General features: G+C 57.6%; 28 protein-coding genes. 9 read left to right on the forward strand and 19 right to left on the reverse strand.

Annotated elements, in window-relative coordinates; all coding sequences use genetic code 11:
* The first annotated feature begins 156 nt into the window (after window positions 1-156).
* A complete protein-coding gene (locus ALB80_RS16165; RefSeq protein WP_050605129.1) occupies window positions 157-486 on the forward strand; it encodes a hypothetical protein in 330 nt (109 codons plus the stop codon).
* A 3-nt stretch (window positions 487-489) separates the two neighbouring features.
* Here ALB80_RS16165 and ALB80_RS16170 read toward each other — a convergent pair whose 3' ends face one another.
* Together ALB80_RS16170 and ALB80_RS16175 are read right to left on the reverse strand one after the other, a co-directional pair.
* Window positions 490-1002 (reverse strand): potassium channel family protein, encoded by a 513-nt coding sequence (locus ALB80_RS16170; RefSeq protein WP_050605130.1) that lies wholly within the window; start codon window positions 1000-1002, stop codon window positions 490-492.
* Window positions 1003-1067: 65 nt separating this feature from the next.
* Window positions 1068-1973: a rhodanese-related sulfurtransferase gene (locus tag ALB80_RS16175; protein ID WP_050605131.1), complete on the reverse strand. Its 906-nt coding sequence runs from the start codon at window positions 1971-1973 to the stop codon at window positions 1068-1070.
* Between the two features lie 96 nt (window positions 1974-2069).
* Between ALB80_RS16175 and pncA the strand changes: the two genes are divergently transcribed.
* Window positions 2070-2663: a bifunctional nicotinamidase/pyrazinamidase gene (pncA, locus tag ALB80_RS16180; RefSeq protein ID WP_050605132.1), complete on the forward strand. Its 594-nt coding sequence runs from the start codon at window positions 2070-2072 to the stop codon at window positions 2661-2663.
* Here pncA and ALB80_RS16185 read toward each other — a convergent pair.
* Window positions 2660-3190 carry a hypothetical protein gene (locus ALB80_RS16185; protein ID WP_050605133.1) on the reverse strand — a complete coding sequence of 177 codons (531 nt, stop codon included), beginning with the start codon at window positions 3188-3190 and terminating at the stop codon, window positions 2660-2662. The genes pncA and ALB80_RS16185 overlap by 4 nt on opposite strands.
* A gap of 164 nt (window positions 3191-3354) precedes the next feature.
* Here ALB80_RS16185 and pncB point away from each other — a divergent pair, with 164 nt between their 5' ends.
* Window positions 3355-4647: a nicotinate phosphoribosyltransferase gene (gene pncB, locus ALB80_RS16190; protein ID WP_050605134.1), complete on the forward strand. Its 1293-nt coding sequence runs from the start codon at window positions 3355-3357 to the stop codon at window positions 4645-4647.
* Here the strand turns inward: pncB and ALB80_RS16195 are convergent.
* From ALB80_RS16195 to ALB80_RS16220, 6 genes are all read right to left on the reverse strand, one after another.
* Window positions 4644-6095, reverse strand: a complete 1452-nt coding sequence (locus ALB80_RS16195) for an aldehyde dehydrogenase family protein (protein WP_253276893.1) — start codon at window positions 6093-6095, stop codon at window positions 4644-4646. The two genes, pncB and ALB80_RS16195, sit on opposite strands and share 4 nt — an antisense overlap.
* 33 nt (window positions 6096-6128) lie before the next feature.
* Window positions 6129-7727, reverse strand: a complete 1599-nt coding sequence (locus tag ALB80_RS16200) for an ABC transporter ATP-binding protein (protein WP_050605136.1) — start codon at window positions 7725-7727, stop codon at window positions 6129-6131.
* The gene (locus ALB80_RS16205) at window positions 7724-8539 is read right to left on the reverse strand and encodes an ABC transporter permease (protein ID WP_050605137.1); all 816 of its coding nucleotides are present in this window, start codon (window positions 8537-8539) and stop codon (window positions 7724-7726) included. The genes ALB80_RS16200 and ALB80_RS16205 overlap by 4 nt, the downstream gene beginning before the upstream one ends.
* The gene (locus tag ALB80_RS16210; RefSeq protein WP_050605138.1) at window positions 8536-9483 is read right to left on the reverse strand and encodes an ABC transporter permease; all 948 of its coding nucleotides are present in this window, start codon (window positions 9481-9483) and stop codon (window positions 8536-8538) included. The genes ALB80_RS16205 and ALB80_RS16210 overlap by 4 nt, the downstream gene beginning before the upstream one ends.
* A 40-nt stretch (window positions 9484-9523) precedes the next feature.
* Entirely contained in the window at window positions 9524-10522 is a 999-nt protein-coding gene (locus tag ALB80_RS16215) for a hypothetical protein (RefSeq protein ID WP_253276894.1), read from the reverse strand.
* Between the two features lie 134 nt (window positions 10523-10656).
* Entirely contained in the window at window positions 10657-12144 is a 1488-nt protein-coding gene (locus ALB80_RS16220; RefSeq protein WP_050605139.1) for an ABC transporter substrate-binding protein, read from the reverse strand.
* 170 nt (window positions 12145-12314) lie between these two features.
* Here ALB80_RS16220 and panB point away from each other — a divergent pair, with 170 nt between their 5' ends.
* From panB to ALB80_RS16240, 4 genes are all read left to right on the forward strand, one after another.
* Window positions 12315-13154 (forward strand): 3-methyl-2-oxobutanoate hydroxymethyltransferase, encoded by an 840-nt coding sequence (gene panB, locus ALB80_RS16225; protein ID WP_050605140.1) that lies wholly within the window; start codon window positions 12315-12317, stop codon window positions 13152-13154.
* A complete protein-coding gene (gene panC, locus ALB80_RS16230; RefSeq protein ID WP_050605141.1) occupies window positions 13151-14002 on the forward strand; it encodes a pantoate--beta-alanine ligase in 852 nt (283 codons plus the stop codon). The genes panB and panC overlap by 4 nt, the downstream gene beginning before the upstream one ends.
* 69 nt (window positions 14003-14071) lie before the next feature.
* Window positions 14072-15550 carry a glycerol kinase GlpK gene (gene glpK, locus ALB80_RS16235; RefSeq protein WP_050605142.1) on the forward strand — a complete coding sequence of 493 codons (1479 nt, stop codon included), beginning with the start codon at window positions 14072-14074 and terminating at the stop codon, window positions 15548-15550.
* Between the two features lie 84 nt (window positions 15551-15634).
* Complete coding sequence (locus ALB80_RS16240) at window positions 15635-16051, forward strand: VOC family protein (protein WP_050605143.1); 417 nt, start codon at window positions 15635-15637, stop codon at window positions 16049-16051.
* 15 nt (window positions 16052-16066) lie between these two features.
* On the opposite strand, the gene smpB is transcribed toward ALB80_RS16240, so the two are convergent.
* From smpB to ALB80_RS16290, 10 genes are all read right to left on the reverse strand, one after another.
* The gene (smpB, locus tag ALB80_RS16245; RefSeq protein ID WP_050605144.1) at window positions 16067-16543 is read right to left on the reverse strand and encodes an SsrA-binding protein SmpB; all 477 of its coding nucleotides are present in this window, start codon (window positions 16541-16543) and stop codon (window positions 16067-16069) included.
* Between the two features lie 57 nt (window positions 16544-16600).
* On the reverse strand, window positions 16601-17143 hold the full coding sequence (gene idi, locus ALB80_RS16250) for an isopentenyl-diphosphate Delta-isomerase (RefSeq protein WP_050605145.1): 543 nt from the start codon (window positions 17141-17143) through the stop codon (window positions 16601-16603).
* Window positions 17144-17342: 199 nt separating this feature from the next.
* Window positions 17343-17756 carry a cytochrome c family protein gene (locus tag ALB80_RS16255; protein ID WP_050605146.1) on the reverse strand — a complete coding sequence of 138 codons (414 nt, stop codon included), beginning with the start codon at window positions 17754-17756 and terminating at the stop codon, window positions 17343-17345.
* 113 nt (window positions 17757-17869) lie between these two features.
* Window positions 17870-18886, reverse strand: a complete 1017-nt coding sequence (locus ALB80_RS16260; protein ID WP_050605147.1) for a P1 family peptidase — start codon at window positions 18884-18886, stop codon at window positions 17870-17872.
* An 80-nt stretch (window positions 18887-18966) separates the two neighbouring features.
* On the reverse strand, window positions 18967-19713 hold the full coding sequence (locus tag ALB80_RS16265; protein WP_050605148.1) for an SDR family oxidoreductase: 747 nt from the start codon (window positions 19711-19713) through the stop codon (window positions 18967-18969).
* A 60-nt stretch (window positions 19714-19773) separates the two neighbouring features.
* Window positions 19774-20193 (reverse strand): alternative ribosome rescue aminoacyl-tRNA hydrolase ArfB, encoded by a 420-nt coding sequence (gene arfB / locus ALB80_RS16270; protein ID WP_050605189.1) that lies wholly within the window; start codon window positions 20191-20193, stop codon window positions 19774-19776.
* A gap of 262 nt (window positions 20194-20455) precedes the next feature.
* A complete protein-coding gene (locus ALB80_RS16275) occupies window positions 20456-21100 on the reverse strand; it encodes a queuosine precursor transporter (RefSeq protein WP_050605149.1) in 645 nt (214 codons plus the stop codon).
* A gap of 91 nt (window positions 21101-21191) precedes the next feature.
* Window positions 21192-22076, reverse strand: coding sequence for an esterase-like activity of phytase family protein (locus ALB80_RS16280; RefSeq protein WP_050605150.1), 885 nt, complete (start codon window positions 22074-22076; stop codon window positions 21192-21194).
* Window positions 22049-22912 carry a penicillin-insensitive murein endopeptidase gene (gene mepA, locus ALB80_RS16285; protein WP_050605151.1) on the reverse strand — a complete coding sequence of 288 codons (864 nt, stop codon included), beginning with the start codon at window positions 22910-22912 and terminating at the stop codon, window positions 22049-22051. The genes ALB80_RS16280 and mepA overlap by 28 nt, the downstream gene beginning before the upstream one ends.
* Window positions 22909-24276: an MFS transporter gene (locus ALB80_RS16290; RefSeq protein WP_050605152.1), complete on the reverse strand. Its 1368-nt coding sequence runs from the start codon at window positions 24274-24276 to the stop codon at window positions 22909-22911. The genes mepA and ALB80_RS16290 overlap by 4 nt, the downstream gene beginning before the upstream one ends.
* A gap of 127 nt (window positions 24277-24403) precedes the next feature.
* Here ALB80_RS16290 and ALB80_RS16295 point away from each other — a divergent pair, with 127 nt between their 5' ends.
* Window positions 24404-24691, forward strand: a complete 288-nt coding sequence (locus ALB80_RS16295) for a YggT family protein (protein ID WP_050605153.1) — start codon at window positions 24404-24406, stop codon at window positions 24689-24691.
* A gap of 78 nt (window positions 24692-24769) precedes the next feature.
* The gene (recQ, locus tag ALB80_RS16300; protein ID WP_050605154.1) at window positions 24770-26809 is read left to right on the forward strand and encodes a DNA helicase RecQ; all 2040 of its coding nucleotides are present in this window, start codon (window positions 24770-24772) and stop codon (window positions 26807-26809) included.
* The last annotated feature ends 14 nt before the right edge of the window (window positions 26810-26823 follow it).

Consider the following 26823-nt stretch of genomic DNA (forward strand, 5'->3'; position numbering starts at 1 on the left):
CGGGAAAATCAGTCCGTTGAAAACGGCCCTAAAGATTATTGATTGACCAGTCAATAAAATCATTCGGACGGCAGAATCATGCCGGTTCTAACCCACAAACCTTGAAATATTTGGTTAATGTTCTATTTATGTTCTACATAGTCAGAGGATAAACCGATGGCCCAGAACACGCACCAATCTGCCCTGAACGGGCCCAGCAATGACTACCATTTGCTTCCGGTGACTGACCGGCAGATGCGCTATGCCCGCGCGATTGCCGAGAAGTCGGCATTGGAAATACCGGTTGAGGCGCAGCGCGACCGAAAGCTGCTGTCCGATTGGATTTCAACGCACAAACCGCACAGTACGTCGCAATTCGACAATTACCCGACAGGCAAACAAGTTGCCTTTGCCGAGCGAATTTCACGCAGCAAACGCCGCCCGATCCCATCCGAGTGTTTCCGTGACAAGCAAATGATGTCGAACTGGATTGATCACAACAAATAGACCCTATTTAGGGTCTGCATGGCTGTGATTGCGTGCATAAAGCGACACCGCAGCCGCAACAAACATGCCCAGCAGAATGTACCCGGTAACGGCCTCGGACACAGCAAGCCCACGGCACAGGCCAGTTGGGGACATGTCGCCATACCCTACCGTCGTAAAGGTTACATAGGAAAAATACAGAATATCACCCGGACCCTGAGCGCCGACGACACAATGATCATTATATCCAAAGGCGCCATAGACGGCAGCGAACAGGAAGGGGACGACCTGAATGAATGACACGCCCATCAGGAACAAAAGCCTGCGCGGCGATTTCACTTGGGTCATGTAAAACCAGGACTGTGACACCAGCCAGATCAGCAAGCCGACCGAAGCGATTGTGCCGATCGTGTCACCTGCGGTCGCCTCGTTCAGGCGTGAGAGGCCATACCAGGCAAGAAAGCTCGCCAGAACCAGACCCAACGCCGCCAGAAGGGTCGATTTCCATTCGTCCAATGTTGTGGGTTTGCGGTACATGGGAGTCCCAAAAAGCTGATCTTCAGGTGATCATCTGACCTAATGCAGGGGCCTGCAACCCGAATTCAATCCTGCCGAAAATGCGTTTCGCCTCGTTCACGCGCCAGCCGGATCTGCTTTTGCCGTTCGCGAAAGCGCATTTTGTCGGCCTCTGATGTCTCATCGATACATTGGTGACAGGACACGCCGTGTTCGTATTCCGGGCGTTTCATATCCTCGGGCAAGATCGGGCGGCGGCAACCATGGCAGAGCATGTGCGGCCCTTCCAAAAGACCATGACCGACGGATACGCGATTGTCGAACACGAAACACTCGCCTTGCCAGGTGCTGTCCTCAGCTGGCGTCTCTTCCAGATACCGAAGGATCCCGCCTTTCAGGTGATAGACATCCTCGACCCCCTGCCCGAGCAGGAAGTTGGTCGATTTTTCGCAGCGGATACCCCCGGTGCAGAACATGGCGACGCGCTTGTTGTGAAAGCGGTCCTTGTTGTCTTCCCACCACACCGGGAAATCGCGAAAACTGGCCGTTTCAGGGTCTATTGCGCCTTCAAACGTGCCAATCGCTACTTCATAATCGTTCCGCGTGTCGATCACCACAACATCGTCCGAGCGGATAAGGTCGTTCCAGTCTTGCGGCTCAACATAGTTGCCAACGCTGGCGCGCGGATCGACATCCGGCTGCCCCATGGTCACGATCTCTTTCTTCAGCCGCACCTTCATCTTGCCAAATGGCGGATGATCCGAGGTTGCCTCTTTCCACACAAGATCCGCGCAGCCCGGCAAAGCACGGATACGCGCAAGAACCGCGTCGATCCCGATGCGCGGGCCTGCGATGGTGCCGTTGATCCCTTCTTGCGCCAGCAGCAATGTGCCGGTTACAGATTGCGCGCGACACAGTTCCAGCAGCGGATCTCGCAACGTGGCTGGATCCGGGAAACGGGTAAAATGGTACAAAGCGGCGATGGTATACATAGGCGCGATTTACCTTCGTATTCCTAAAGTCGCAAGAGAGTGCATTGACGCCCAGTATCCCGACCCCTACCGATACAGTATTTAAAGGAAGCTGCCATGACCCACGCCCTGATCGTCATCGATGTCCAGAACGATTTCTGCCCCGGTGGCGCGTTGGCAACAGCGGGAGGGGATGAAATCGTCGCCCCGATCAATGCGATGATGGATGAATTCGACGCCGTGATCCTAACTCAGGACTGGCATCCGGCAGGGCATTCTTCTTTCGCCAGCGCGCATAAGGGCAAAAACCCGTTTGACCTGATCGATATGCCATATGGCCCTCAGGTTCTGTGGCCCGATCACTGCATTCAGGGTACACAAGGTGCCGCATTTCACCCCGATCTGCGCACCGATGGCGACTTGATCCTGCGCAAAGGATTCCGCAGCGCCATAGACAGCTACAGCGCATTTTTTGAGAACGACCACAAAACGTCCACGGGCCTGAAGGGGTATCTGGAAAACCGGGGCATCACCCGTTTGACCATGGCCGGTTTGGCGACCGATTTCTGCGTTCACTATTCGGCTGTGGATGCCGCCCGATTGGGGTTCGACGTCACCGTTCGCATTGATGCCTGCCGCGCAATTGATATGGACGGATCGCTGGTCACAGCTGAACACGCCATGCGCGGTGCCGGAGTTACTTTGGCCTAAGGACCTGTCCCGGCTGCGGCCAACAACTTAAGAAGCACAAACAAAACAACCGCCAATCCCAAAGCTAAACCGATGCGGCCCGCTACGGTCCGCCGGTCCGGGCTGGGCTGCGTCGGTTGCGGCGGCGGCGTGCGTGTCTGACGCGCGCGCGTAATCCCGGCCATCGGCTGCGCGGTGCGCACGTAGCTCAGGAAATCCATCAGGTCGAACTCACCGCAATACTCCCCCTGAACCCCACGGTTTTTTACATTGGCAAACAGTGATCGGAGAATCCGCACCCGGTCGGTTTGGTCCTCTGCCGGAAAAACGCCCGGCACAATGCCGCTGTTGCGCGACTCGAGACTGAACCCGGCATCCAGAAACATCTTGCGGATTTTCGGTGACGTACCCCGCAAAGCGTCCGCAGTTCTAATGTCGCGAAAAACCGCATGCACCTGACTGCCCCCATCCATCTGAGCCCCCGGCTTTTCGGGGTCAGAATCGTCCAATGCTACGTTAACAATATCAAAATCGTACTCGAGACTCATTCACAAACTCAGTTCCGTATTTCCATCCCCTCTTATCACTAACTCGCGAAAACAATGCACAATATGCCGGTATTGTGACGTCATACTGGCATTGTCACCAAATCAGCGACTCTTGCCATTCCCGTTGTCGATTGATCTAAATACGGAAATCGCAGGAGTTCCCCATGGTCGACATCGCGACCCGTGTATACAATCACAAATGGAAGATTGACCCGATTGTCCGGTCTTTGATCGACACAGATTTCTACAAACTGCTGATGTGTCAGTCAGTGTTTCGAAACAAGCCCCAAACAAACGTAGTGTTTTCCCTGATTAACCGGTCGAATCACGTGCCATTGGCCCAATTGATCGACGAAGGCGAGTTGCGGGAACAGTTGGATCACATCCGATCACTCAGCCTGAGCCGCGGGGAAAGCACCTGGCTGCGCGGTAACATGTTCTACGGCAAACGTCAGATGTTCCGCTCGGATTTCATGGAATGGTTCGAGAACATGCGCTTGCCGCCGTACCATCTGGAGCGCAAGGGCGATCAGTATGAGCTGACCTTTGAAGGCAAGTGGCACGAGGTCATGCTGTGGGAAATCCCCGCACTGGCGGTGCTGATGGAGCTGCGCTCGCGCGCCGTTCTGAACGACATGCGTCGGTTCGCATTGCAGGTGCTCTATGCCCGCGCGATGACGCGCGTCTGGGAAAAGATCGAAAAGCTGAGGTCGGTCGAAGGCTTGACCATCGCCGATTTTGGAACGCGACGGCGGCATTCCTTTTTGTGGCAGGATTGGTGCGTGCAAGCGATGATCGAAGGCTTGGGCGCGTCGTTTACCGGCACGTCAAACTGCCTGATCGCCATGCGGCGCGAGGTCGAAGCCATTGGCACCAACGCACATGAGTTGCCCATGGTTTATTCCGCGTTGGCCGACACCGACGCAGAGCTGGCGCAAGCTCCTTATGACGTGCTCAGCGATTGGCATGATGAACATGACGGCAACCTGCGCATCATTCTGCCCGATACTTACGGCACCAACGGCTTTTTGGACAATGCACCCGATTGGCTGGCCGGATGGACCGGCATTCGCATTGACAGCGGCGATCCCGCGGCGGGGGCCGAAGTCGCCATCCAGTGGTGGAAGTCACGCGGAGAAGATCCGACACAAAAGCGAATTATTTTTTCGGATGGGTTGGACGTCGAGAAAATTCAGGAGCTGCACACCCAATTCGCAGGCCGCGCCAGTATTTCCTTCGGTTGGGGAACTTTGCTGACCAACGATTTTCGCGGTCTGGTTCCCAATGACGCGCTGGCACCGTTCTCATTGGTCTGTAAAGCGATATCCGCCAACGGACGCCCAACAGTTAAACTGTCGGACAATCCGGAAAAAGCGATGGGACCGAAAGATCAGATCGAGCGCTATAAGCGGGTGTTCAAAGTGGGCGCGCAAGAATCGATCAAGGTCGTGGTTTAACCGTGAAAGGCGGCGACCGTCTTTAACTGTGAAAAGCCGTAAAGCGCCTCAAACCCTTTCTCACGACCGTGGCCGGATTTTCCAATACCACCAAAGGGCAGTTCAACCCCACCACCTGCACCATAGTTGTTGATAAAAACCTGACCCGAATGCAGCGCCTTCGCCATCCGCATCTGCCGGGCCCCGTCGCGCGTCCAGATGCTGGCGACCAGGCCATATTCTGTGCTGTTTGCTATGGTTAGGGCCTGCTCTTCGGTGTCAAACGGGATCAGAACCTGAACCGGACCAAAAATCTCGTCCTGCGCCAGTACGTGATCGGGCGGTACATCTGCAAACAAGGTAGGCCGGACATAGGCACCTGTCTCGGGCGCTTCACTCACGATCTGACCCTGCGCAACAATGGCCAGATTAGCGCCTTTGTCCAGAAAACCGTTTACGATCTGCTTTTGCCGGTCCGAGATCAACGGCCCAACGCGCAGATCCTGCATTGCGGGCCCGACAGTAAGCCGTTCATAAGCTTCGGACATGCGGGATTTGACCTGATCATACACCCCACGCTGCACCAGTATGCGGGATGAGGCGGAACAGGTTTGCCCTGCATTCTGAATGCCAGCATTCACCAGAAACGGCAGCGCCGCTTCCAGATCGGCGTCGTCAAAGACCAGTTGCGGGGATTTCCCGCCCAGTTCCAGCGTCACAGGCACCACGTTGCGCCCTGCAGCCTGCTGCACCAAGGTCCCCGTGGCAACCGATCCGGTGAACGAGATATGGTTGACCCCCGGGTGTCCGGACAGCGCAGCACCTGCCTCGCCCCCCAGACCCGGCACGACATTTAACGCACCGGCAGGCAGTCCGGCCAGTTGCGCCAGATGAGCAAAGGCCAGTGCCGTCAAACAGGCCTCTTCCGCAGGTTTCAGAACGCAGGCGTTGCCCATGGCCAGCGCAGCGCCGACTGAACGGCCAATGATCTGCATCGGATAGTTCCAGGGTACAATATGACCCGTTACCCCATGCGGTTCGCGCAGGGTATAGACGGTGTAGCCATCAAGATAGGGGATGGTCTCTCCCATCACCTTATCCGCCGCACCGCCATAGAACTCGCAATACCGTGCCAGCGCGACAGCATCAGCCCGGGCCTGCGTCAGCGGTTTGCCCACATCCATCGCCTCAAGCTGCGCTAGATCGTCGACCCGCTCCAGTACCAGCTGACCCAGCCTCGTCAGAATGCGACCCCGCTCAAGCGCTGTTTTACGCCCCCAATCGCCCTGCAATGCGCTTTGGGCCGCTGCAACTGCGACGTCGACATCTGTCTCCGAACCACGCGCGATCCGACAGATTTCGGTCCCGTCCGAGGGGTTGATGAGCGGCATGGTGTCACCCGAGGTTGCTGGTTTCCAACGACCCTCAATCAGGCAAAGAGTGGGGTCGAACCATATTTTCTGGGTCAATTTCGCCTCCATTTCAGGCTCTAATCAATGGTTTCAGGCCGGTATTTTCCCAAACTCTGGCAATCGGGGTGCGGCTGCGATCAGGGTTTGTGTGTAGGGGTGATTTGGTGTCGTAAAGACCTGATCGGTCGCGCCCTGTTCAACGATCCGACCGGACTGCATAACCAACACGCGATCGGTGACCGTGCGCACGACGCTCAGATCATGGCTGATGAACAGATAGGTCAGGTCGTAAGCTTCGCAAAGCTCAGCCAACAGATCGAGGATTTGTGCTCGGACCGACACGTCCAGCGCCGATACAGCTTCGTCAAACAGGATCAATTCAGGCCGGATGATCAGCGCCCGCGCGATTGCAATTCGCTGGCGCTGCCCGCCCGAGAACTCATGAATGTACTTGCCAGCGTCATCCGGGCTGAGGCCGACCGCTTTCAACATCTCTGCAATCCGATCTTGACGGTCCGATCCGGTTGGTGGGGTATCCAGCAGATGGAAGGGTTCAGTGATCAGGCGCGCGACGCGGTGGCGGGGGTTGAAACTGCCAAAGGGGTCCTGAAACACCACCTGCATCTTTCTACGCACGGCAAGATTGGGTTTGTGGCCGGTGAACACTGGCTGCCCGTCCAGGCGAATCTGACCGGATTGCACCTCTTCCAGCCCCAAAATAGCCCGTGTTAGGGTCGATTTACCGCAACCAGATTCGCCCACCAACCCTAAACGTTCTCCTCGGTTGAGGGTGAAGCTTACGCCTTCCACTGCCCGGTGATGACGCGGCCTGACAAACATACCCGTCCGAGGCAGGCGGTATTCCCGCACGACCTGGTTCACCTCCAGAAGCGGGAGAGGCTCTGGTGGTTCCGGCAGTGTGACCTGATGGTCGGATGCCTCAAACAGCATGCGGGTGTAGGGATGCTGCATGTTGTGCAACAGATCGTTGGTCGCACCGTTTTCGACCACTTCCCCGTGTCGCATAACAATGATTTGGTCGGCCATATCTGCGACCACAGCCAGATCATGGGTGATCATCAGCAGACCCATGTCATATTCGCGCACCAACCCCTCGAGCAGATCAAGAATCTGAGCCTGCGTGGTAACATCCAGCGCCGTTGTCGGCTCATCTGCAATCAACAGCTTGGGTCGCAGGGCGATGGCCATTGCAATCACCACACGCTGGCGCTGCCCGCCGGACAATTCATGCGGATAGCGGGACAGAGGGAACCGATCCGCAGGAAGACCAACGCGGGCCAGCACCTCTTGCGCACGTGTACGGGCCTGGGCCGGAGGCATCGCCTTGTGGATCAGGATCGTTTCCATAACCTGATCGCCGACGGTCTTCACGGGGTTGAGCGCTGTCATCGGCTCCTGAAACACCATCCCGATGGATGCACCGCGCAGGGCGCACATCTGGGCCTCTGACCGGGTCAGCAGACCTGCACCGTCCAGTTGGATCGAACCGTCCACCTCTGCACCGTTCGGAAGCAGCTGCATCACCGCCAAGGCCGTCATGGATTTACCCGAGCCGCTCTCACCCGTTACCGCCACGATCTGACCGTGATCAATGGACAGGTCGACGTGTTTCAGGATCGGAGCCCCATGGATCGACAGTGAAAGGTTCTTGATGCGCAACAAAGTCATGCCCGCGCCACCCTGATCCGGGGATCCAGCCAATCACGCAATCCGTCCCCCAGCAGGTTCAGGCCCAGCACCGTGACGATGATCGCCACGCCCGGAATCAGAGCCAAATGCGGGGCAAAACTAACCATTGTCTGCGCATCCGCCAGCATTCTGCCCCAACTGGGCGTAGGCGGCTGTGCCCCCAGACCGACGTATGACAGACCGGCCTCGGCTAAAATTCCCAAGCTGAACTGGATTGTGCCCTGCACGATCAGCAGGTTAGCGACATTGGGAAGGATGTGTTCGGCCGATATCCGCGCCGCGCCCTTGCCAGACACGCGGGCGGCAAGGATGAACTCGCGCTCCCAAAGCGACAAAGCGGCGCCTCGGGTGATGCGGGCAAAAACGGGAATGTTGAAGATACCGATGGCAATGATGGCGTTGATCGCTCCGGCACCAAACACGGCGGTGATCAGGATCGCTATAACCAGCGAGGGGAAGGCAAAGACCAGATCGTTGCCGCGCATGATCACCTCATCCAGCCACGACCCTTTACGCGCCGCCGCTGTCAGACCAAGGGGTACACCCAGCGCCATACCAATCCCCACGGCCACCAAGGCCACCGCGATTGACGTACGCGCGCCGACCATGATCATCGAAAACATGTCGCGCCCGAAGTGATCCGTACCGAACCAATGCTGCGCATTTGGGGGCTGAAGCTTCTCTGGAATGCTCAGTGCCGCGTAGTCATAGGGGGTCCAGACAAACGAAATCAGCGCGGCCAAAACCACCAGTGAAGACAAAAAGGCACCCAGAAACAGGTTACGGCTCATGTCCTGCTCCTCAGCCTTGGGTCAACGGCGGCATAAGCCAGATCGACCAGAAAGTTCACGGTAATCACGGCAAAGACCAGCAACATGACCACCGATTCAACAACGATCAGGTCGCGGGCCGAGATCGCCTGAAACACCAATCGCCCGAGGCCGGGCAGGTAAAACACCTGTTCGATGATGATCGACCCGGCCAGCAGGAAGGAAAACTGCAAGCCGATGATGGTCAGCACCGGGATCAGCGCATTTCGCACACCATGGCGCCACAACGCCTGACGGCGGGACAAGCCCTTGGCCCGGGCGGTACGCATGAAATCCTCGCCCAAAATATCCAGCAAGGCCGACCGCATCACACGCGCAAGAATCGCCGCCTGTGGCAGGGCCAGTGCTATTGCAGGCAGGGTCAGCGAATGCAATCCGGCCCACATCCCGTTGCTCCAACCGACAAACCCACCCGCATTGAACCAACGCAGGTTGATGGCGAAGATCAGCACAAGCATCATCGCAAACCAGAAATTGGGGACGGCAATGCCCAACTGCGTGGAACCCATTACCACCAGGTCGCCCGGTTTGCCCCGGCGGGCAGCAGCGTAGATCCCGGCGGGAAACGCAATCACCGTAGACAGGGTCAGCGCATAAAGTGCCAGCGGCAGCGACACCCAAAGCCGGTCTGCGATCATCTGGGACACCGGCGTACGGTACGTGTAGGAGGTGCCGAAATCCCCCACCAGCATCCCGCCGACCCAGTTGAGATACCGCTGCATCTTTGACCCGTCCAGGCCCAGCTCGGCCCGCAATGCGGCAAGGGTATCCTCTTGAGCGTTGACGCCCAGCATGAACGACGCCGGATCGCCCGGTGCGACCTCGATCACCGCGAAGATGACGACCGAGGCTACAGCCAGGCTGATCAGCAGCGAAATCAGGCGTTTAAGGGCATAGCGGAGCATTGGAACCACGTTAGGGTCACATCAAGCGCGGGTCTAGCACCTAAGGCACCAGAAGATAGGCGAAAACCGCGTAGGCCACGATTGCGGCATAGCCCAACGGATAGATCCACTTGATCGCATAATTGTCCAGCGTCCGCGCCGCTCCTTCTTTCCCGGAAACTTTGAGTTTTCGCAGCGCAACATTGAACACGATCAATGCCCCGGTCATCAGGAACATGCACTGAAGAACAAAATCCAGAAAGGTCAGATAGCCGAGCTTTGGCAAATCAGCAGAGATCGCCCAGTTGAAGGCAACAAAGACCAGCAGATTGCCGCCCGCAATCTCGATCCGGCGGCGATATTCATCCAGGAAGAACAGCGCCCATCCGACCGAAATCAGAACCAGCATCGGCAGGAACACCCGAATGACGTAATAGGTCAGGTGCCGGTTGCCTTCGAAAACAAGCGCGACCTGATCGCTTTGTCTGCCTGATAAGCCTGTGACCCTGGTCGCTTCCAGACGTGCATTGCCCAAAATCCACTCTTCTTCCCCCAACAGATCGCCAAGTCCGGAATAGTCCTCAAGCGGGCGGTACGTCACGTAGTCAGAGGGAAAGATTGATACGACCTCGAAATGAAACTCCTGTGTATCGAACGGGTATTTTCGGAAGTCAAAATGCGGTGCCTGCAACGTCAGCGAGGATTTCTCAACATAAACGACGCGCCCATCATACCGCAGGGACGCCGCGGATTCGTGGATCCATTTGTTGGATTGCTGGTTGTGGATGACAAAGGCAGGCAAAATGGTGCCGATGTCGGCGGCATGATCCGCAAGATTCGGCGGGTTAAAAACCCGGATATCGCGCCCGATCTCAGCACGATCAAACGCGAGCGCGGGATCCGTCCACTCTACGCGCAAAACCACAACAGCACCGTAGTTTTCGGCCTTTTGATCGACGCTGGTAATCTGGTCGATGCGGATACCAATGCCAACTTCAAGCGGGTTCTCTGGTGTGCCGGTCAGCGCATCCAGCCGTCCGCCCAACACGTTTTGTGCCATGGCCTTGTCCGGTGCGATCGACGAAAGACAAAGGCCCAAAAAGAGAAAACAAAAAACACGAAACACGAACATAACAAGAGACACCCGAAAAGAGTGTGGGGCAGAGGCCGCATCAGGCAGCCCCGGTATAGGCATTATTCAGACCAGCTGATCTGGGTCAGGTCGATTGCCGCTGTGGGGGCGTTTGCCCACAATCCCTGCACACCGGCCTTTGCGACGCCCAGCTTGGCCAATTGGAACAGATAGCCGTTCACGTAGTCGGTCGAGATCAGACGCTGCGCCTCACCCAACAAGCGGCTGCGTTCATCGGGGTCGGTGGTGGCGTTAAGAGTATCCATCAGCGCCTGAAAATCAGTGCTTTCATATTGGAAGTAATAATCGGGCCGGGCATAAATTCCGATGTCCATGGGTTCGGTATGGCTGACAATCGTCAGACCAAAATCCTTGCCCCTGAACACCGATTCCAGCCATTGCGCCCATTCGACATTGATGATCTCGGCCGTGATGCCGACCTCGGCCAGTTGCGCGGCAACAATCTCACCCCCCCGACGGGCGTATGAAGGCGGCGGCAAGTGAAGTGTGGTTTCAAACCCGTTTTCAAACCCGGCCTCGGCCAGCAACGCCTTGGCCTGTTCAGGGTCATAGGCGGATTCGCCGGTCAAATCGACATAAGCCGGATGGTGCGGCGCGAAATGAGTGCCAATCGGCGTGCCATAGCCAAACATTGCCCCGTCAATAATCGCTTGTCGGTCGATGGCATGAGCCACGGCCTGCCGGACAAGGATATCGTCAAACGGAGACTGTTTGTTGTTGGTGGACAGGATCGTTTCCCCTTCAGTTGTACCGACCAGAACCTGAAAGCGTGGATCTGCATCGAACTGCGGCAGGTTTTCCGGCGCGGGGAAGTTATCAAATACGTCCACATCCTCGGCCATCATGGCGGCAAAAGCGGCGGTTGGATCCGAGATGAACTTGAAGGTCGCAGTCTCTAACGCGGGCTGATCGCCCCAATAATTGGGGTTTCGGTTCAAAGTGATGCTGTCGCCCTGAACCCAGTTGTCAAAGGAGAAAGCCCCGGTGCCGATCGGGTTGGTCTTGATGTTTTCGATACTGTCGGGCGCAACGATGACCGCATCCCCCCAGGCCAGATTGAACGGAAAATTACCATTCGGTTCTGACAGAGTGACTTTGACGGTCAGCGGGTCTAACGCTTCGACACTTTCGATCCCGGCAAACAGCGCCTTCTGTGCGTTCGCGCTGTCTTCGGCGGTAGCTCGGTCAAGCGTGAACTTGACGTCCTCGGCATCCATAGTTGTGCCGTCATGGAACGTCACACCATCACGCAGCTTAAAGGTATACACCGTACCATCGTCGGAAATCTCCCAGCTTTCAGCCAGGCCGGGCACGACCGAGCCGTCACCCATAAAGCGAGTAAGACCTTCGAAGATATTGGTGTAAACCACCGAGTCGATGGCCTGCGCTGCAGCACTGGTGGGGTCCAGATGCGGGGGTTCAAGCTGCATCGCGATGGTGATGTCGGACTTGGCCAGAGCTTGCGTGGCAAGCAGACTGGCCCCCACGGCCAGGGTCGTTGCAAATGTCCGGAACATGAATTTTGTCATGTGAACTCTCCCTACTGAAACTGGTTGTGCCCTTGTTTTCAGGGCCGTTTTACTGACAGTCTTCCTGTAAACCTGAGGTCAATCAAGGGAATGTTCGCGCAACCGGGGTTTCTTCGACCCCTTCCGATCTGCTATGCCGCACTGCAACATAATACCTGCAGGAGCGACCCATGAGCGCAACCGCCCGCAAGAAAGCCCTGAACGCCGAGGATATTCGCGCCCGAAAAGGCGGCGTGCCTCTGGTCTCGCTGACCGCCTACACCACGCCTATGGCGCGCCTGATGGATGCGCATTGCGACTTTGTTCTGGTGGGCGACAGCGTTGGCATGGTGCTGCACGGGCTTGAATCCACGCTTGGCGTCACGACGGAGATGATGATCCTGCACGGTCAGGCGGTGTCGCGTGGTCTGGACAGGGCAATGATGGTCATCGACATGCCCTTTGGCAGCTACGAGCATTCTCCTGCCGATGCTTTCCGCAACGCGGCGCGGCTTATGGCGGAAACCGGCGCCGGGGCTGTGAAGCTGGAAGGTGGCGTTGAAATGGCCGAGACTATCCGCTTTCTGGTCAAGCGCGGCATCCCGGTGATGGCCCATATCGGTCTGACCCCGCAATCAATCAACACGCTGGGCGGTTACAAGGTGCAGGGCCGTGACGATCAGGCAGAAACTGTCATGGCAGATGCCCGCGCCGTGGCCACGGCTGGTGCGTTTTCAGTTGTTCTGGAGAAAGTCCCGCAAGGTCTGGCCGACCAGATCACCGAAGAGATTGCGATCCCGACCATCGGCATCGGTGCTTCTGCGGGCTGTGACGGGCAGATTCTGGTCGTGGACGACATGGTCGGCTTTTTCACCGCCTTCAAACCCAAATTCGTCAAACGCTATGCCCAGCTGGGCCCGCTGGCCGAAGCAGCCATTGCAGAATACGCCGCCGAAGTGCGCACACGGACCTTCCCGGCAGACGAACATGTCTTTGCCGACCAGGCTCCGACCAAAGGACCTAAGGCATGACTGCACCGATTTTGCGTTCTCTGGCCGAGCTGCGCACCAAAACCAACGAATGGCACAGGAACGGAGAGACTATTGGCGTTGTTCCGACCATGGGTGCGCTGCACGAAGGACATTTGTCACTGGCGCAGGCCGCGAAAGAAGGTTGCGACCGGGTCATCGTGACCATCTTTGTGAACCCCAAGCAGTTCAACAACCCCGAAGATCTGGCCAATTACCCCCGTACCGAACATGAGGACGCCAAGAAACTGGCCCCCTATGGGGTGGACGCGATCTATGTGCCGGACCCGCATGAAGTTTATCCTGATGGTTTTTCGACCACGGTTTCGGTTGCTGGCCTGACGGACATGATGGAAGGCCCCTTCCGTCCGGGACATTTCGAGGGCGTCGCCACCGTTGTCGCCAAGCTGTTTCTGCAAACCCAAGCTGATCGGGCCTATTTCGGGGAAAAAGACTATCAACAGCTGTTGGTGGTCCGCCGCATGGCCCGCGATTTGAACATCCCTATCGAGGTGATCGGCTGCTCAACCGTGCGCGAACCTTCGGGCCTGGCGATGTCGTCTCGCAACCTTCTTCTTTCACCCGAAGGGTTGAGAGTTGCAGAACGAATGAACAATGTCATGCGACACGTGGCTGACGGTTTGGCTACCGGAAAAGACTTTGCCCCGCTGGCGCAGGAGGCGAAGGAAAACTTATTGCAAGCAGGGTTTTCCGAGATCGAATATATCGACCTTCGCTGTGCCGAGACTTTGGAAAACCTGTCCAAAGCCAGCAAGCCCGCCCGTTTGTTCGTTACCGCCTGGGCCGGTGGGGTTCGATTGATCGACAATATCCCGGTCAATCCGGTCTGATTTCTGCTCTGGCCCCTGCGCCGTTGTTCGCGCTAAAGTCCCGTCAAACAAGACCGGGGGAGAGCGGACATGACCTATATTCTGGCAATCGATCAGGGCACGACATCCTCGCGCGCCATTCTGTTTGATGCGCACATGCAGCCTGTAGGCGCCGCACAGCAAGAGTTTCCCCAGCACTTCCCGCAGGAAGGCTGGGTTGAACATGACCTCGAGGATATCTGGTCCAGCGTAATGCACGTGTGCCGCGAAGTGATTGAAACCACCGGCGTTTCAGTCGATCAAATCGCCGGTATCGGCATCACCAACCAGCGAGAAACAACGGTCGTCTGGGACAAACAAACCGGCAAAGCCATCCACAACGCCATCGTCTGGCAGGACCGCCGCACCGCCGACATCTGTGCCCGCTTCAAACAAGCAGGGTGCGAGGATGACGTCACTGCCCAGACCGGCTTGTTGCTGGACCCGTATTTCTCAGGCACCAAGGTCAAATGGTTGCTGGATAACGTCTCTGGTGCGCGTGAGAGGGCCGAAGCCGGAGAACTATTGTTCGGCACGATAGACAGTTTCCTGATCTGGCGGCTGACTGAAGGCCGCGTTCATGCCACCGATGCCACCAACGCCGCCCGTACCTTGCTGTTCGACATCCATAAGGGCGCATGGAGCGACGAGATCTGCGATCTGCTTGATGTACCCCTGAGCCTCTTGCCCGAAGTGCGGGATTGCGCATCGGATTTCGGCACCACCACAATGCTTGGAGGAAGCATTCCTATTCTGGGCGTTGCTGGCGACCAGCAAGCGGCCACAATCGGGCAGGCCTGTTTCCAGCCTGGTATGATGAAGTCGACCTATGGAACGGGCTGTTTTGCGCTACTAAACACGGGCGCACAGCCGGTTGAATCGAAAAACCGACTGCTGACGACGATTGCCTATCAGTTGGACGGTCAACGAACCTATGCGCTGGAAGGATCGATCTTTATCGCAGGGGCGGCCGTGCAGTGGTTGCGGGACGCGTTGCAGATCATCGACTCGGCCCCTCAAAGCGGCGATCTCGCCGCTCAGGCAGATCCGAACCAACATGTCATTCTGGTGCCCGCATTTACCGGATTGGGCGCGCCCTATTGGAAACCCGATTGCCGCGGTGCGATGTTCGGGCTGACCCGCAGCTCGGGCCGGGCCGAGATCGCACGCGCCACGCTGGAAAGCATTGCCTTTCAGACACGTGACCTGTGGCACGCCATGCAGGGTGATTGGGGGGCTGATGCCGATGTCATCCTGCGCGTCGATGGCGGAATGAGCGCATCTGACTGGACCATGCAAGGCTTGTCGAACTGCTTGGGCGCGCCGGTGGATCGTCCCGTGATGCAGGAAACGACCGCGCTAGGTGCGGCGTGGCTGGCCGGGATGAAGGCCGGTGTGTATCCCGATCAGAGCGGATTTGCAGAAACGTGGCAGCTGGATCGTCGCTTTGAACCAGATACGGCACAGGATGAACGCGACGCCATTTATAAACGCTGGCAACGCGCGGTGCAGTCGGCGATGGCGTTCTGAGGCAAGGCGTTTATTGAGCCCAAGTCGAAGCTGACCTAAGCTTTGGGACAGAGATCCCAAAACGCTCGGATAGGAAGGCGAAACATGATTGCCTATGTCACTGTTGGCGTCGATGACATGGCGCGCGCAAAACGGTTTTACACGGCGTTTTTGCCTGCGCTAGATTTCGAACTTGAAGAAGGGCCCGAAGGGTTAAGTTTTGCCTTGCCCGTGGACCCGGGCCAGTCCCCGGTGCTGCCCGATTTCTACGTGAAACCGACCTTCGACGGGGGTCCTGCTTCGGCTGGAAACGGATCCATGGTCGCTTTTGAGGCACAAACCCAGCAGCAAGTCCGGGATCTTCATGCCGCAGCACTTGCCGCTGGAGGGTCCGACGAGGGCCCACCGGGCTTTCGCGCCAATTACGGAGCCAACTTTTATGTCGGCTACCTGCGCGACCCCCAAGGTAACAAGATCGCGCTGTTCTCAAGCAATCCAAACGAACCTGGGCGCGACGATTAACGCTTCGCCCTGCGTTTAGCTGTGATCTTTCAACAGCCGCTGTTTCTGCCGTGACCAATCCCGCTTGGCTTGCGTTTCCCGCTTGTCGTGGATCTTCTTGCCTTTGGCGATCCCGATCTTCAGCTTGGCCCGGCCCTTATGGTTGAAATACAGAACCAGCGGCACCAGCGTCATACCTTTGCGCTGGGTCGCATTCCAGAGATTGGACAATTCCTTGCGTGATACCAGCAACTTGCGACGGCGACGCTCTTCGTGCTTGAACACTTTGGCCTGTTCGTAAGGTGCGATGTAGCAGTTGATCAGCCACAGTTCGCCATCATCGACCGAAGCATAGCTTTCGGCGATGTTCGAGCCACCGGTTCGCAGGGACTTTACCTCGGACCCTTCCAGAACAATACCGCACTCGATATCCTCTTCGATCGCATAATCGAAGCGGGCGCGCCGGTTTTCGGCGATTACCTTGTAATTTGGGTCTGTCTTTTGTTTGGCCATGACGCGTTGATTTAGGCGGCTTGGGCCGTCCTTGCAAGGCAGGGTTTTTCCGAAGGGTCAGGATTTAGCCGAAATGATCAGATCAGGGCCAAAAATCGTATCGGCATAATTGTGCAGATAGATCTTGAGCCACGGCGTGAACCGGTCCGGATGGCGGGTCACTTCGGCCAGAAGGTCGTGATAGTCGATCCAGCGAATTTCCATGACTTCGTCCGGGTTAGGCTCAATTTTCAGTGGGCCGCGGACATGGGCCAGAAAGACATCGACAACCTCGTTCTCCACCATGTTGTTGCCCACATCCGCATGGTACTCCAGACGGTGTCGGTATTCGGGATAGAGACCGGTGATTCCAAGTTCTTCGCGCAGGCGCCGCACGGCACAAGTGGACGAGCTTTCATCCCATTCCGGATGCGTGCAACAGGTATTCGCCCACAGACCCGGCGTGTGGTACTTGCCCATCGCGCGACGTTGCAACAAAATCTCTGTACCGCGCACAACAAACACGGACACAGCCTTGTGCTTGAGCCCTTTTTCATGCGCTTCCAGCTTGTCTACGGGGGTCAATTCGCCATCAACCCAAGCCGGGATCATGATTCCCATCTGTCCTCTCCTGCTGCCAGTCCGTCTGCCGGGCGCTGATTTGAGTTTAGCTGCCTTCTGAATGGGCTGGCTGTGCGACGAGTTTTTGAATTCTCTCGTTGAATAGCAAAGTGGCTTCTATTCACTCGGGTATCAATCGCACCAAAGGCCGCAGGGGCTGCGGCCTTTGGTCCTTGTGCGTCACACTTTGTGTCAGGGCTTATTCGCCTGAAACGCTGACGATATAGGCATAGACGTCTTCAGCGCCTTTTTTCAGCTTGAACGTCATTTTCGACTTGGCGGCGGTGTCATCCAGATAGGATTTCAGGAATGCCTTGGGATCCTGCGAGTACTCGACAAAGGTCGCTTCGTCCCAAACCAGACCTTTCTCGCCTGCGGCGACAATGCTGTCACCGTATTTGAAGCCCTCATATGTCCCAGCCGTGCGGCCATCGACGCCATACAGGTTCGGGCCGGTCTTTCCGCCTTTGACGATCACCTCGCCTTCGGGGTCGGCGATCAAGTGGCAGGACTTGCATTTGTTGAAGGTTTTCTTGCCGGCTTCGGCATCGCCTTCTGCATAGGCGGGCAGGGCCAAAAGGCCGACGATTGCGGTAGCGAGGATGCGATTCATAGCTTGTGCTCCGATACAAATTGGCTGCACCGAATGGACCTTCGGCGCAAAAAAGAGTCAACGCGCAGATTGCCGCGCGGGTTTACTGTGCCACTGCGACAAATAGGCTGTCCTTAACTTTTGTCATGTACCCCGGACCAGCAGGGCAAAAGGTCGCCCGCTGCCGGTGTCGCCAGATACACCGCCCGCGCGATCGCCCGCGCCAGACACAGCGACGCTGCGTTGCCGATGACCCCAAGCTCAGCTCTGTTCGCTATAGGCCGGGCACCAACGCTGGCTGCAAACACCAGATCGCCATCACCGGGTGTGTGAGCCGGTACGATAGCGCGCGCGATCCCATCATGCGCGGCAACGGCCACCCTCTGGCATTGGGACTTGGTCAGGGCAGCATCTGTTGCCACGACGGCGATGGTCGTATTTGTCTTGGTGGGGTCTGCCGGTTTCATCGCCTGTGCCTTACGGCTGGGCTGTGGAAGCCCAAGACCAGCGGCCGGGTCAGGCCCTGAACCGCCAAACTCGTCGCCAATTTCAAACGGTGCGGCCCAGAAATGCCGATCTCCGGGTGTGGTTACACTGCCCAGCGGATTGGCGGCAACCAGCGCGCCAACAGTGATGCCACTTTCCAGAACAAACGAAGCAGAGCCCAGCCCGCCCTTTTGCATGGCGGCCAAAGCGCCGGTGCCTGCGCCAGCAGTGCCAAGATCGAACCGATCCGACGCAGCCTCGAACGCGGCGCGACCCAAGGTGCGGTATGGGTTTTGATCCCAGTTTTTATCACCTCCGTTGAGCAGATCGAACAGGATCGCCCCCGGCACAATGGGCACACTAATGTCGCCGACCGGAAAACCCCGGCCCCTTTCACGGAGCCCGTCCGAGACACCGGAACAGGCGTCCAGCCCAAATGCCGAACCGCCAGACAATGCGATCGCATCGACATGCGTCACCGTTTTGTCCGCCGCCAGAAGGTCGGTCTCACGCGTCCCGGGCGCCCCTCCCATCACGTGGACCGAAGCCAGGAACGGGGCCTGAGCCGTCAAGACGGTCGTGCCGGATTTCAGCGCGTCGTCCTGCGCGTTGCCGACCATCAGGCCAGGGATATCGGTGATCAGGTTTTTGGGTCCAGGCGTCATTTTTCCTTCGAAGTTGAGGCCGGGAAGCGCATAGGTGCGCTGCCTTCGGCGAGAGAATTTCCGAAAAGATGAAGAGCAGATCAGATGCAGCGGCCTCCGTCGACCTCGAGTGCTGTGCCGGTGATCATGCTGGCCTCGTCCGAGCACAAGAAACAAGCGGCGTTTGCCATGTCTTCCGGCGTGGAAAAACGGCCCAGTGGGATGGTCGAAAGGAACTTGGCGCGAATCTCGGGCGTGTCTTCGCCCATGAAGGATTTCAGCAGCGGCGTTTCTCCGGCCACGGGGCAGATGGCGTTCACACGCACACTGGTCGGGGCGAGTTCCACAGCCATGGTCTTGGTTGCCGTGATCATCCAGCCTTTGGAGGCGTTGTACCAATTCAGGTTGGGGCGCGGAGACAACCCAGCCGTAGAGGCCACATTCAGGATTGCCCCTGCCCGGCGCGCTTTCATCGCCGGGACAAAAGCACGCGCAGTTAGGTAGACCGATTTCATATTAACGTTGAAGACACGGTCGAATTCCTCTTCGTTGACATCCTCAAGCGGGGTTGGCAAATGCGTGACGCCCGCATTGTTAACTAGAATGTCGAGATCTCTGAACTGATCCTGCGCAACCTCAGCCATGGCTTGAACCGAAGCCCCGTCTGCGACGTCGACCTGATGTCCAATCGCCCGTTCACCGAGAGAGTTCGCAAGATCCAGCGCCGCTTCGCCATTGACATCCGCAATCATCACGCGCGCGCCTTCGTCCAGAAATTTTTGTACAATCCCTGCGCCGAACCCGGATGCGCCACCGGTTACGATTGCGGTTTTTCCATCCAGTCTCATGGCGTTACCCTCCTGCAGCTTTTGAAGGTCAGACTATCAACGCCCCGACAAGATGCCAGATCAATCTTCGGACACTTTGCCCCGCAGTGTTTTTACATCGCTTCGGGCCTTTTTCGCAGCAAGCCGACGTTTGACCGAGCCATAGGTGGGTTTCGTTGCGATCCGCCGTTTGGGTTTGACCAACGCGCGGGTGATCAGTTCAGCCAGTCTGGTACGCGCAATTTCCCGATTACGGGCCTGCGATCGCGTTTCTTCGCACTGGATGATGATCGCACCATCCTTGGTCCAGCGTCGCCCGGCCAGCCGTTTCAGCCTGTTCTTGACCGGATCGGGTAAAGAAGGCGAGCGCGCAGCCTCAAATCGCAACTCAACAGCGGTGGAAACCTTGTTGACGTTCTGCCCACCGGGACCGGAAGAGCGGACAAAGCTTTCGGTCATTTCCCAGTCTTGCAGGATGATATCGTCAGTGATGTGCAACATGGGGCGGATCTTATAGGGCATGGATGGAAACAGAAAGGGCCGCCCCTATGGGACGGCCCTTCGAAAGTTCAGGAGGTCGGGTCGGTTAGATCAATCGACCAGCCGGAGCGAGCGCTCCGCCAAGGGCTGCCCTAGCAGGCTTTCCCCCCGGTTGTTCCGACACCTCTCTCCAATCTCTTTCTTGACACTGGATCACCTCCTTTTCTATTTGTTGCGGTTGAAATTGAGCGTGGCACAAGATGCGCCATTCTCAAAGCACTTTTTACGCAGGCTGCGCCGTCAGCCGCGCAACGATCACCTTGAACGGGATCAGCGCGATCAGGGCCAGCGACAGTTTCACCAGCCAGTCTGCAAAGGCCAATGTCACCCACAGCGGCGCCATTGGGCCAGACAGCATGAAGGGAACAGGCTCCCAAGCCCAGTTGATCGCAGCATCTGCATTGGCACCGAAGAAGGTAACCGAGGCCGAGAAGGCGATGGTGAAGAACAGTGCAGTGTCCAGTGCAGAGCCAACCAGCGTCGAGACCAGAGGCGCGCGCCACCAGCGACCACCACGCAGCGAGTTAAAGATGGTGACATCGGTCAGTTGCGCGATCAAGAAGGCGGTTCCCGAAGCCACGGCAATCCGCAGAGGTACGGCGGCATAGGTGAAGCCGTCACCCTGCAACATGATCTGGCTGCCGATCAGCGAGCAGATGATGCCGGTGACAAACCCGGCGAACACGACCTTGCGGGCCGGACCCACGCCGTAGACGCGGTTCATGATGTCTGTGACCAGAAAGGCCAGCGGATAGGTAAAAGCACCCCAGGTCAACAGCCCGTCAAGGATCAGGAACTGGACCAGGAAGTTCGAGGCCACAACAATGGCGGCCATGGCAATGATGCCGGGAATGTAAGCGCGTTGCATTTTCAGATGCCCGTTTTGACAAGGTAGCGGCGACTTGGCCAAGGGACCGTCCCAAGGCAAGCCGTGCGTTTAGACCCTTGGTGACCCAGAGTCAATCAGGCAGAAGATACTCCACCAATTCGGTCCGCTGCAGGGCCAGGAAGTTGTCATCCGAGATCATCGTGGCCCGCAAACAGCCCTGCCCATCGCGCCAGACTGACAGCCCTTCGAGATTGTCATGCGTGCCCGTTGCGGTTTCGAACAGGGTTTCTTCGGCATTGGGAGTGTCATCCGCCACATCCCATCGGCGCAGTCGCGAGCGGAAGCCGACAAAACCCAGCTTACGCTCCAGCACATAAAACTTCCCGTCCGGGCCGAAATCAGCACCGACAGGCTTGAACCCACCGCGTTGCGGAAAGACGAATGGGATCGACCATGCATCGCCATTCCAACGGTAAACCGGGATGTCCCCGTCAGCGGTACGGTCTTTTTCCGGCATTGTGTAAAGCCAGCCGCGCGCATCAACGGCAAGACCTTCGAAAGACCCGTTGTCAGCGAGATCTTCAAAAGCCGGGGGGCGCGGTAAAACGCGTGCCTTGGCACCCGGCTCTGAATAACGAGCGACCCGGTGCACCCCCTCGAACGCGACATAGACCCCACCACCTGGTGCCAGCGCAAGCCCTTCGGAATCCCCAACACCGCCTTTCATGATGCGCCCCTGGCTGGACAGAACCTGCCAATGATCCAACACACGAACGCTGGTGATCTGATCCCCGTCCCGCTCTAATCTTGCCGTGGCTATTCTGGCCCGATCACTGAGCACCAGAATCTGCTGACCATCGTCCCAGACGTGCAGCGCCGAAAACCCGCCAAACCAGTTTGCGGGGTCTTTCCACTCAAAGCTGTGCAGATATGTGGCGGGCTTGATTTCGACCGCCACGGCTGCCGTGGCCGCAAATAGAAAAGCGCTCAGTTGGATTGCAAAACGGCAGCGCATTGTTGTGGCAAATCGGCCAGAACGTATTCCCGGCGTTTCTTGGGGGCTGGCGCATTTGGATCAGGTGGCGGCGGATTGAGGATGTTGTTCACCCATTCCTGCGCCTGGGCGCAACCATCGCCCTTGGGTGGCGAGTCCTGATTGACGCAGCCTTTCGACCCTCGGGGGCATTTCAGACGGACGTGAAAATGGTAATGATGCCCCCACCATGGTCTGATCTTGCGCAGGTAGGCGCGGTTGCCTTTCTCATCCTTGCACATCTGCACCTTTGCCCCGGGAAACACGAAGATGCGCGCAACACGCTTGTCTTTTGCAGCTTCGCGCAAAACCGCATGGTGCTGTTTCGTCCAGTTTCCATTGACAAAAGCACCGTTCGCGCGCCGCAGCGAAATGGACGAGATATTCTCTCGCGCCTTGCGGCTGAGGCGCATGTTGTCTCCCGGCAGCATCCAGATATCGATATCCAGACCCAATTGATGCGAGCGGTGGCCCGAGGTCATCGGCCCGCCCCTTGGCTGGCTGATATCCCCTACATAGAGACCATTCCAACCCGGCTGTTTCGCCGCAAATTTGCTGAGGTCTGTCACATAATCAATCGCTTCGGGGTGCCCCCAATTGCGATTGCGTGACAAGCGCATGGCCTGCCACGTAGGTCCGGTTTCGGGCAATTGCACGGACCCGGCGGCGCATCCACGCGAATAACTGCCGAACGCGGCTGGTTTTTGTTGTGAATTGACCCTTTTCGCCCCAAACAACTGCTTCGCCAGAGGCTCTGCCGTCGCAGTGCCTGCAAAAGCAAGCGCCGCCAAAACGATCAAAAAACGCTTTAAAATCATCTGCTCTGATCCCCTTCCGGTCTGACCCAGCGCATCAGGACTAATCCCAGAATAAACAACCCAACGACGGGTGACACCCCCAGACGGGCACTGCCAGTCACGGTTGTTGCAATTCCGATCAATAGAGGTGCCGCAAAGGCGGTTGCACGCCCCGACAGACCATAAAGCCCAAAGCTTTCGACCGGAGCCTTGGGATCAGTATGACGCACCATCATCGAACGGCTGGCCGATTGTAGAATTCCGCCCATACCCCCGATCAGCACACCACAGCCGAAGAAAACAATGTCTGGCAGGCTAGATCCTTCGACCAGTGGAATGCCGTAAATCTGTGTCCGGTCCATCATCACCACCGTGGCGCAGACGAAAATCAGAACCCAGATCGCAACGATGATCACTGGTTTGGGGCCGTACTTCTTGTCCAGCTTGCCGCCCACCCAGGAAAACGCCGCCGCCGCCAGCACGCTGACAATCCCGAAGACGCCGATCTTGATCAGGTCCCACTCCAGCACCAACCGAGCATAGACACCGCCAAAACTGTATAGCCCATTCAGCGCATCGCGATAGAACATGGACGAGCCCAGATAACTGGCCAGACTGACGCGGTAACGCAGGTTAGACACTGATTTCGCGAGCAGCCGCAGCGCCTCACCCACGCTGCCCTTTTTGTCACTTGGCACATCCTCGCGCACCCACAGGAAGTAGGGCACCATGAACAGAATGAACCACGCTGCCGTAAACGGGCCGACAAAACGTGTGCCTTCCCGGGTCGCAGCATCAAGACCCAGGGCGGGATCCATCCCAATCAACGTCTTGCCATTCGCCTGTTCAACAAACAGCGCCAGCATGATCGCCAGTGAGATCAACCCACCAAAATAGCCAAATGCAAAGCCCGAACCCGAAATCTCGCCCACTTCGCTGTCATCGCCCAGATCGGGTAGCTGCGAGTTGATGAAGATCAGCGCATATTCCGCGCCCACAAAGCCCAGTCCAAAGGCCGCCAGCATCAGCCACATATTCGAACCATCCGGCATCGTGTACCACAGCGCGCCGGACCCGACCGCATACATGACCGAAAATGCAAAGATCCACGGAATGCGTCGCCCCGACACATCTGCCATCGCCCCCAGCAAAGGCGCACCAAAGGCAATGATCAGCCCCGTGATCGTCAGGCAGTTTGCCCAGACCGTCTGCGCCTGCGCGGCGGCGGCCTCGGAATCCAGTCCACTGTTGGCATAATACCCGGCTGCCACCCCGGCGAAGTATGGGCCAAAGACAAACGTGACCAGCAGGGTGTGATAAGGCTGACTGGCCCAGTCAAAGAACCACCAGCCCCAGATGCGCCTGCGTTTGGAAATCTCTGCCATCTCTGCCTCAGTTATTGTTGTGTTTATAAGAAGGGGCTTTAATTCAATTCGCAAGCTTTGAGTGCCAGACACTTGCTCTTTGCCTTTGTGGCGCTTAGGTCTCGGCCAACAAGAAAACGGAGAACCTATGCTGTCGCTGATCCAAATCCTGCTGCTGATCCTGGACATAGTCTGGTTCATCATTTTGGCCCATGTGATCATGAGCTGGCTGATCAACTTTCAGGTGCTCAATTTGCACCAGCAGTTGGTTGCGCAAATTTGGTATGGGCTGAACCGCATATTAGAGCCTATCTATGGCCCTATCCGACGTATTTTGCCGAATATGGGCGGGCTGGATCTGACCCCTTTGGTGGTGCTGATCGGGGTCTATGCGCTGCGGATCATCCTGATCAACAACGCGCCATACTTCTACTGACCTCTTGTTCACCGAATCTTAGTATGTGATTGTCCTGTCTTAAGAGCAGATAAACCTTAAAACAGGGCAACCCCACAGATGTTCGACTCCGCACCCTTGTTGCGAGATGTCTTTGGATTCGACGACTTCCGCCCCGGGCAGGAAGAGATTGTCGATGCCGTGACCGCTGGCGAAAACGTGCTGGCCATCATGCCCACTGGGGGCGGGAAATCCCTATGCTTCCAGTTGCCTGCCTTGCTGCGCGACGGTGTGACGGTGGTGATTTCACCGCTGATCGCCTTGATGCGCGATCAGGTGCGCGGACTGCAGGAAGCCGGGGTTGAGGCCGGGGCGCTGACCTCGGGCAACACACCCGAAGAGACCGACGCGGTGTGGGAAGCTTTGGAAGCCGGGCGGCTCAAGCTGCTTTATATGGCGCCTGAACGTCTGGCTGCCGGGTCGGCGCTGGGCATGTTGCGCCGGATCAATGTAAGCCTGATTGCCGTGGATGAGGCGCATTGCGTCAGCCAATGGGGCCACGATTTCCGCCCCGATTACCTGCGGATCGGCGAGTTGCGGCGGGCACTGAACGTCCCTCTCGCCGCCTTCACAGCCACAGCGGATGCAGAAACCCAGGACGAGATTGTCGAGAAACTGTTTGACGATATCGAGCCGCGCAAGTTTCTGCGCGGGTTCGACCGGCCCAATATCCATCTGGCGTTTGCCGCCAAGGACGGGCCGCGTAAACAGATCCTCGATTTTGCAGCCGCACGCAAAGGGCAATCCGGCATCGTCTATTGCGGCACCCGCAACAAGACCGAGGTCCTGGCCCAGGCCCTGCGCGCCGAAGGCCACACTGCTTGCCATTACCACGGTGGGATGGACCCCGAGGATCGTCGCATCGTCGAGACCCGTTTCGCACGCGAGGACGGTCTGATTGTCGTGGCCACCGTGGCCTTTGGCATGGGCATCGACAAACCCGATATCCGCTGGGTGGCCCATGCGGACTTGCCCAAATCCATCGAGGCCTATTATCAGGAAATCGGGCGCGCAGGGCGCGACGGCGGCCCCGCCGAAACGCTCACCTTGTTCGGCCCCGACGATATCCGCCTGCGGCGGTCGCAGATAGACGAAGGGCTGGCTCCTCCCGAGCGCCGCATGGCCGATCATGCAAGGCTGAACGCTTTGCTTGGCTTGGCCGAGGCGCTGGAATGTCGCCGCCAGACCTTGCTGGGCTATTTTGGCGAACAGGCCGTGCCCTGTGGCAAATGCGACCTATGCGATACGCCGCCCGAGGTTTTTGATGGCACAACACCGGTTCGCATGGCCCTATCCGCGATCCTTCGCACTGAGGAGTGGTTCGGAAGCGGCCATTTGATCGACATTCTTCAGGGGAATGAGACCGATAAAACCCGCGCACGTCGTCACGATGATCTGTCCACCTGGGGCATCGGCAAAGAATGGTCGCGCCCGCAGTGGCAGGCGATCTTTCGACAAATGATGGGGCATGATTTGGTCCGTCCCGACCCCGAGCGTCATGGCGCGTTGCGCATGACCGAGTCAGCCAAACCGATTCTCAAGGGGAAGGCGAAGATCAACCTGCGCAAAGACACCCTGCGCAAGACAACACGCCGACCAGCGGTGAAAGCCATGGTGTCCGAGGAAGACGCGCCGCTGCTGTCGGCGCTCAAGGCCAAACGCCGTGCTTTGGCGGAATCTGCGCGCGTTCCAGCCTATGTCATCTTCACTGACCGCACCTTGATCGAAATGGCTGAAAAACGACCTATGACACTGGACGATGTGGCACGGATTGGTGGAGTCGGTGCCAAAAAGCTGGAACGCTATGGTGACACTTTCCTTGAAGTCATCGCAGGAGCGGTTGAGGTCGTTCACCCGGCGCGGCGCAAACTGGCCGGGCGGGATCAGGGCGAGATTTATGACCGTTTGCTCGAAGTGCAGTCTCAGTTATCGCGCGGCCCCGATGGAATCGACAAGCCACTGACCTGCTCGGCTTCGCAATTGGCAAAGGTGGCGCAGATGCGGCCCGATGACTCTCGCGGGATCGAGACGGTGCTGGGCGATCGACGTCACGAAAGGTTTGGCGCTGCCTTTCTGGACGTGCTGCGTGAGGCGGGCTAGATACGCCAATTCAG

The organism is Ruegeria sp. 6PALISEP08 (assembly GCF_001238295.1).
Lineage (GTDB): Bacteria > Pseudomonadota > Alphaproteobacteria > Rhodobacterales > Rhodobacteraceae > Ruegeria.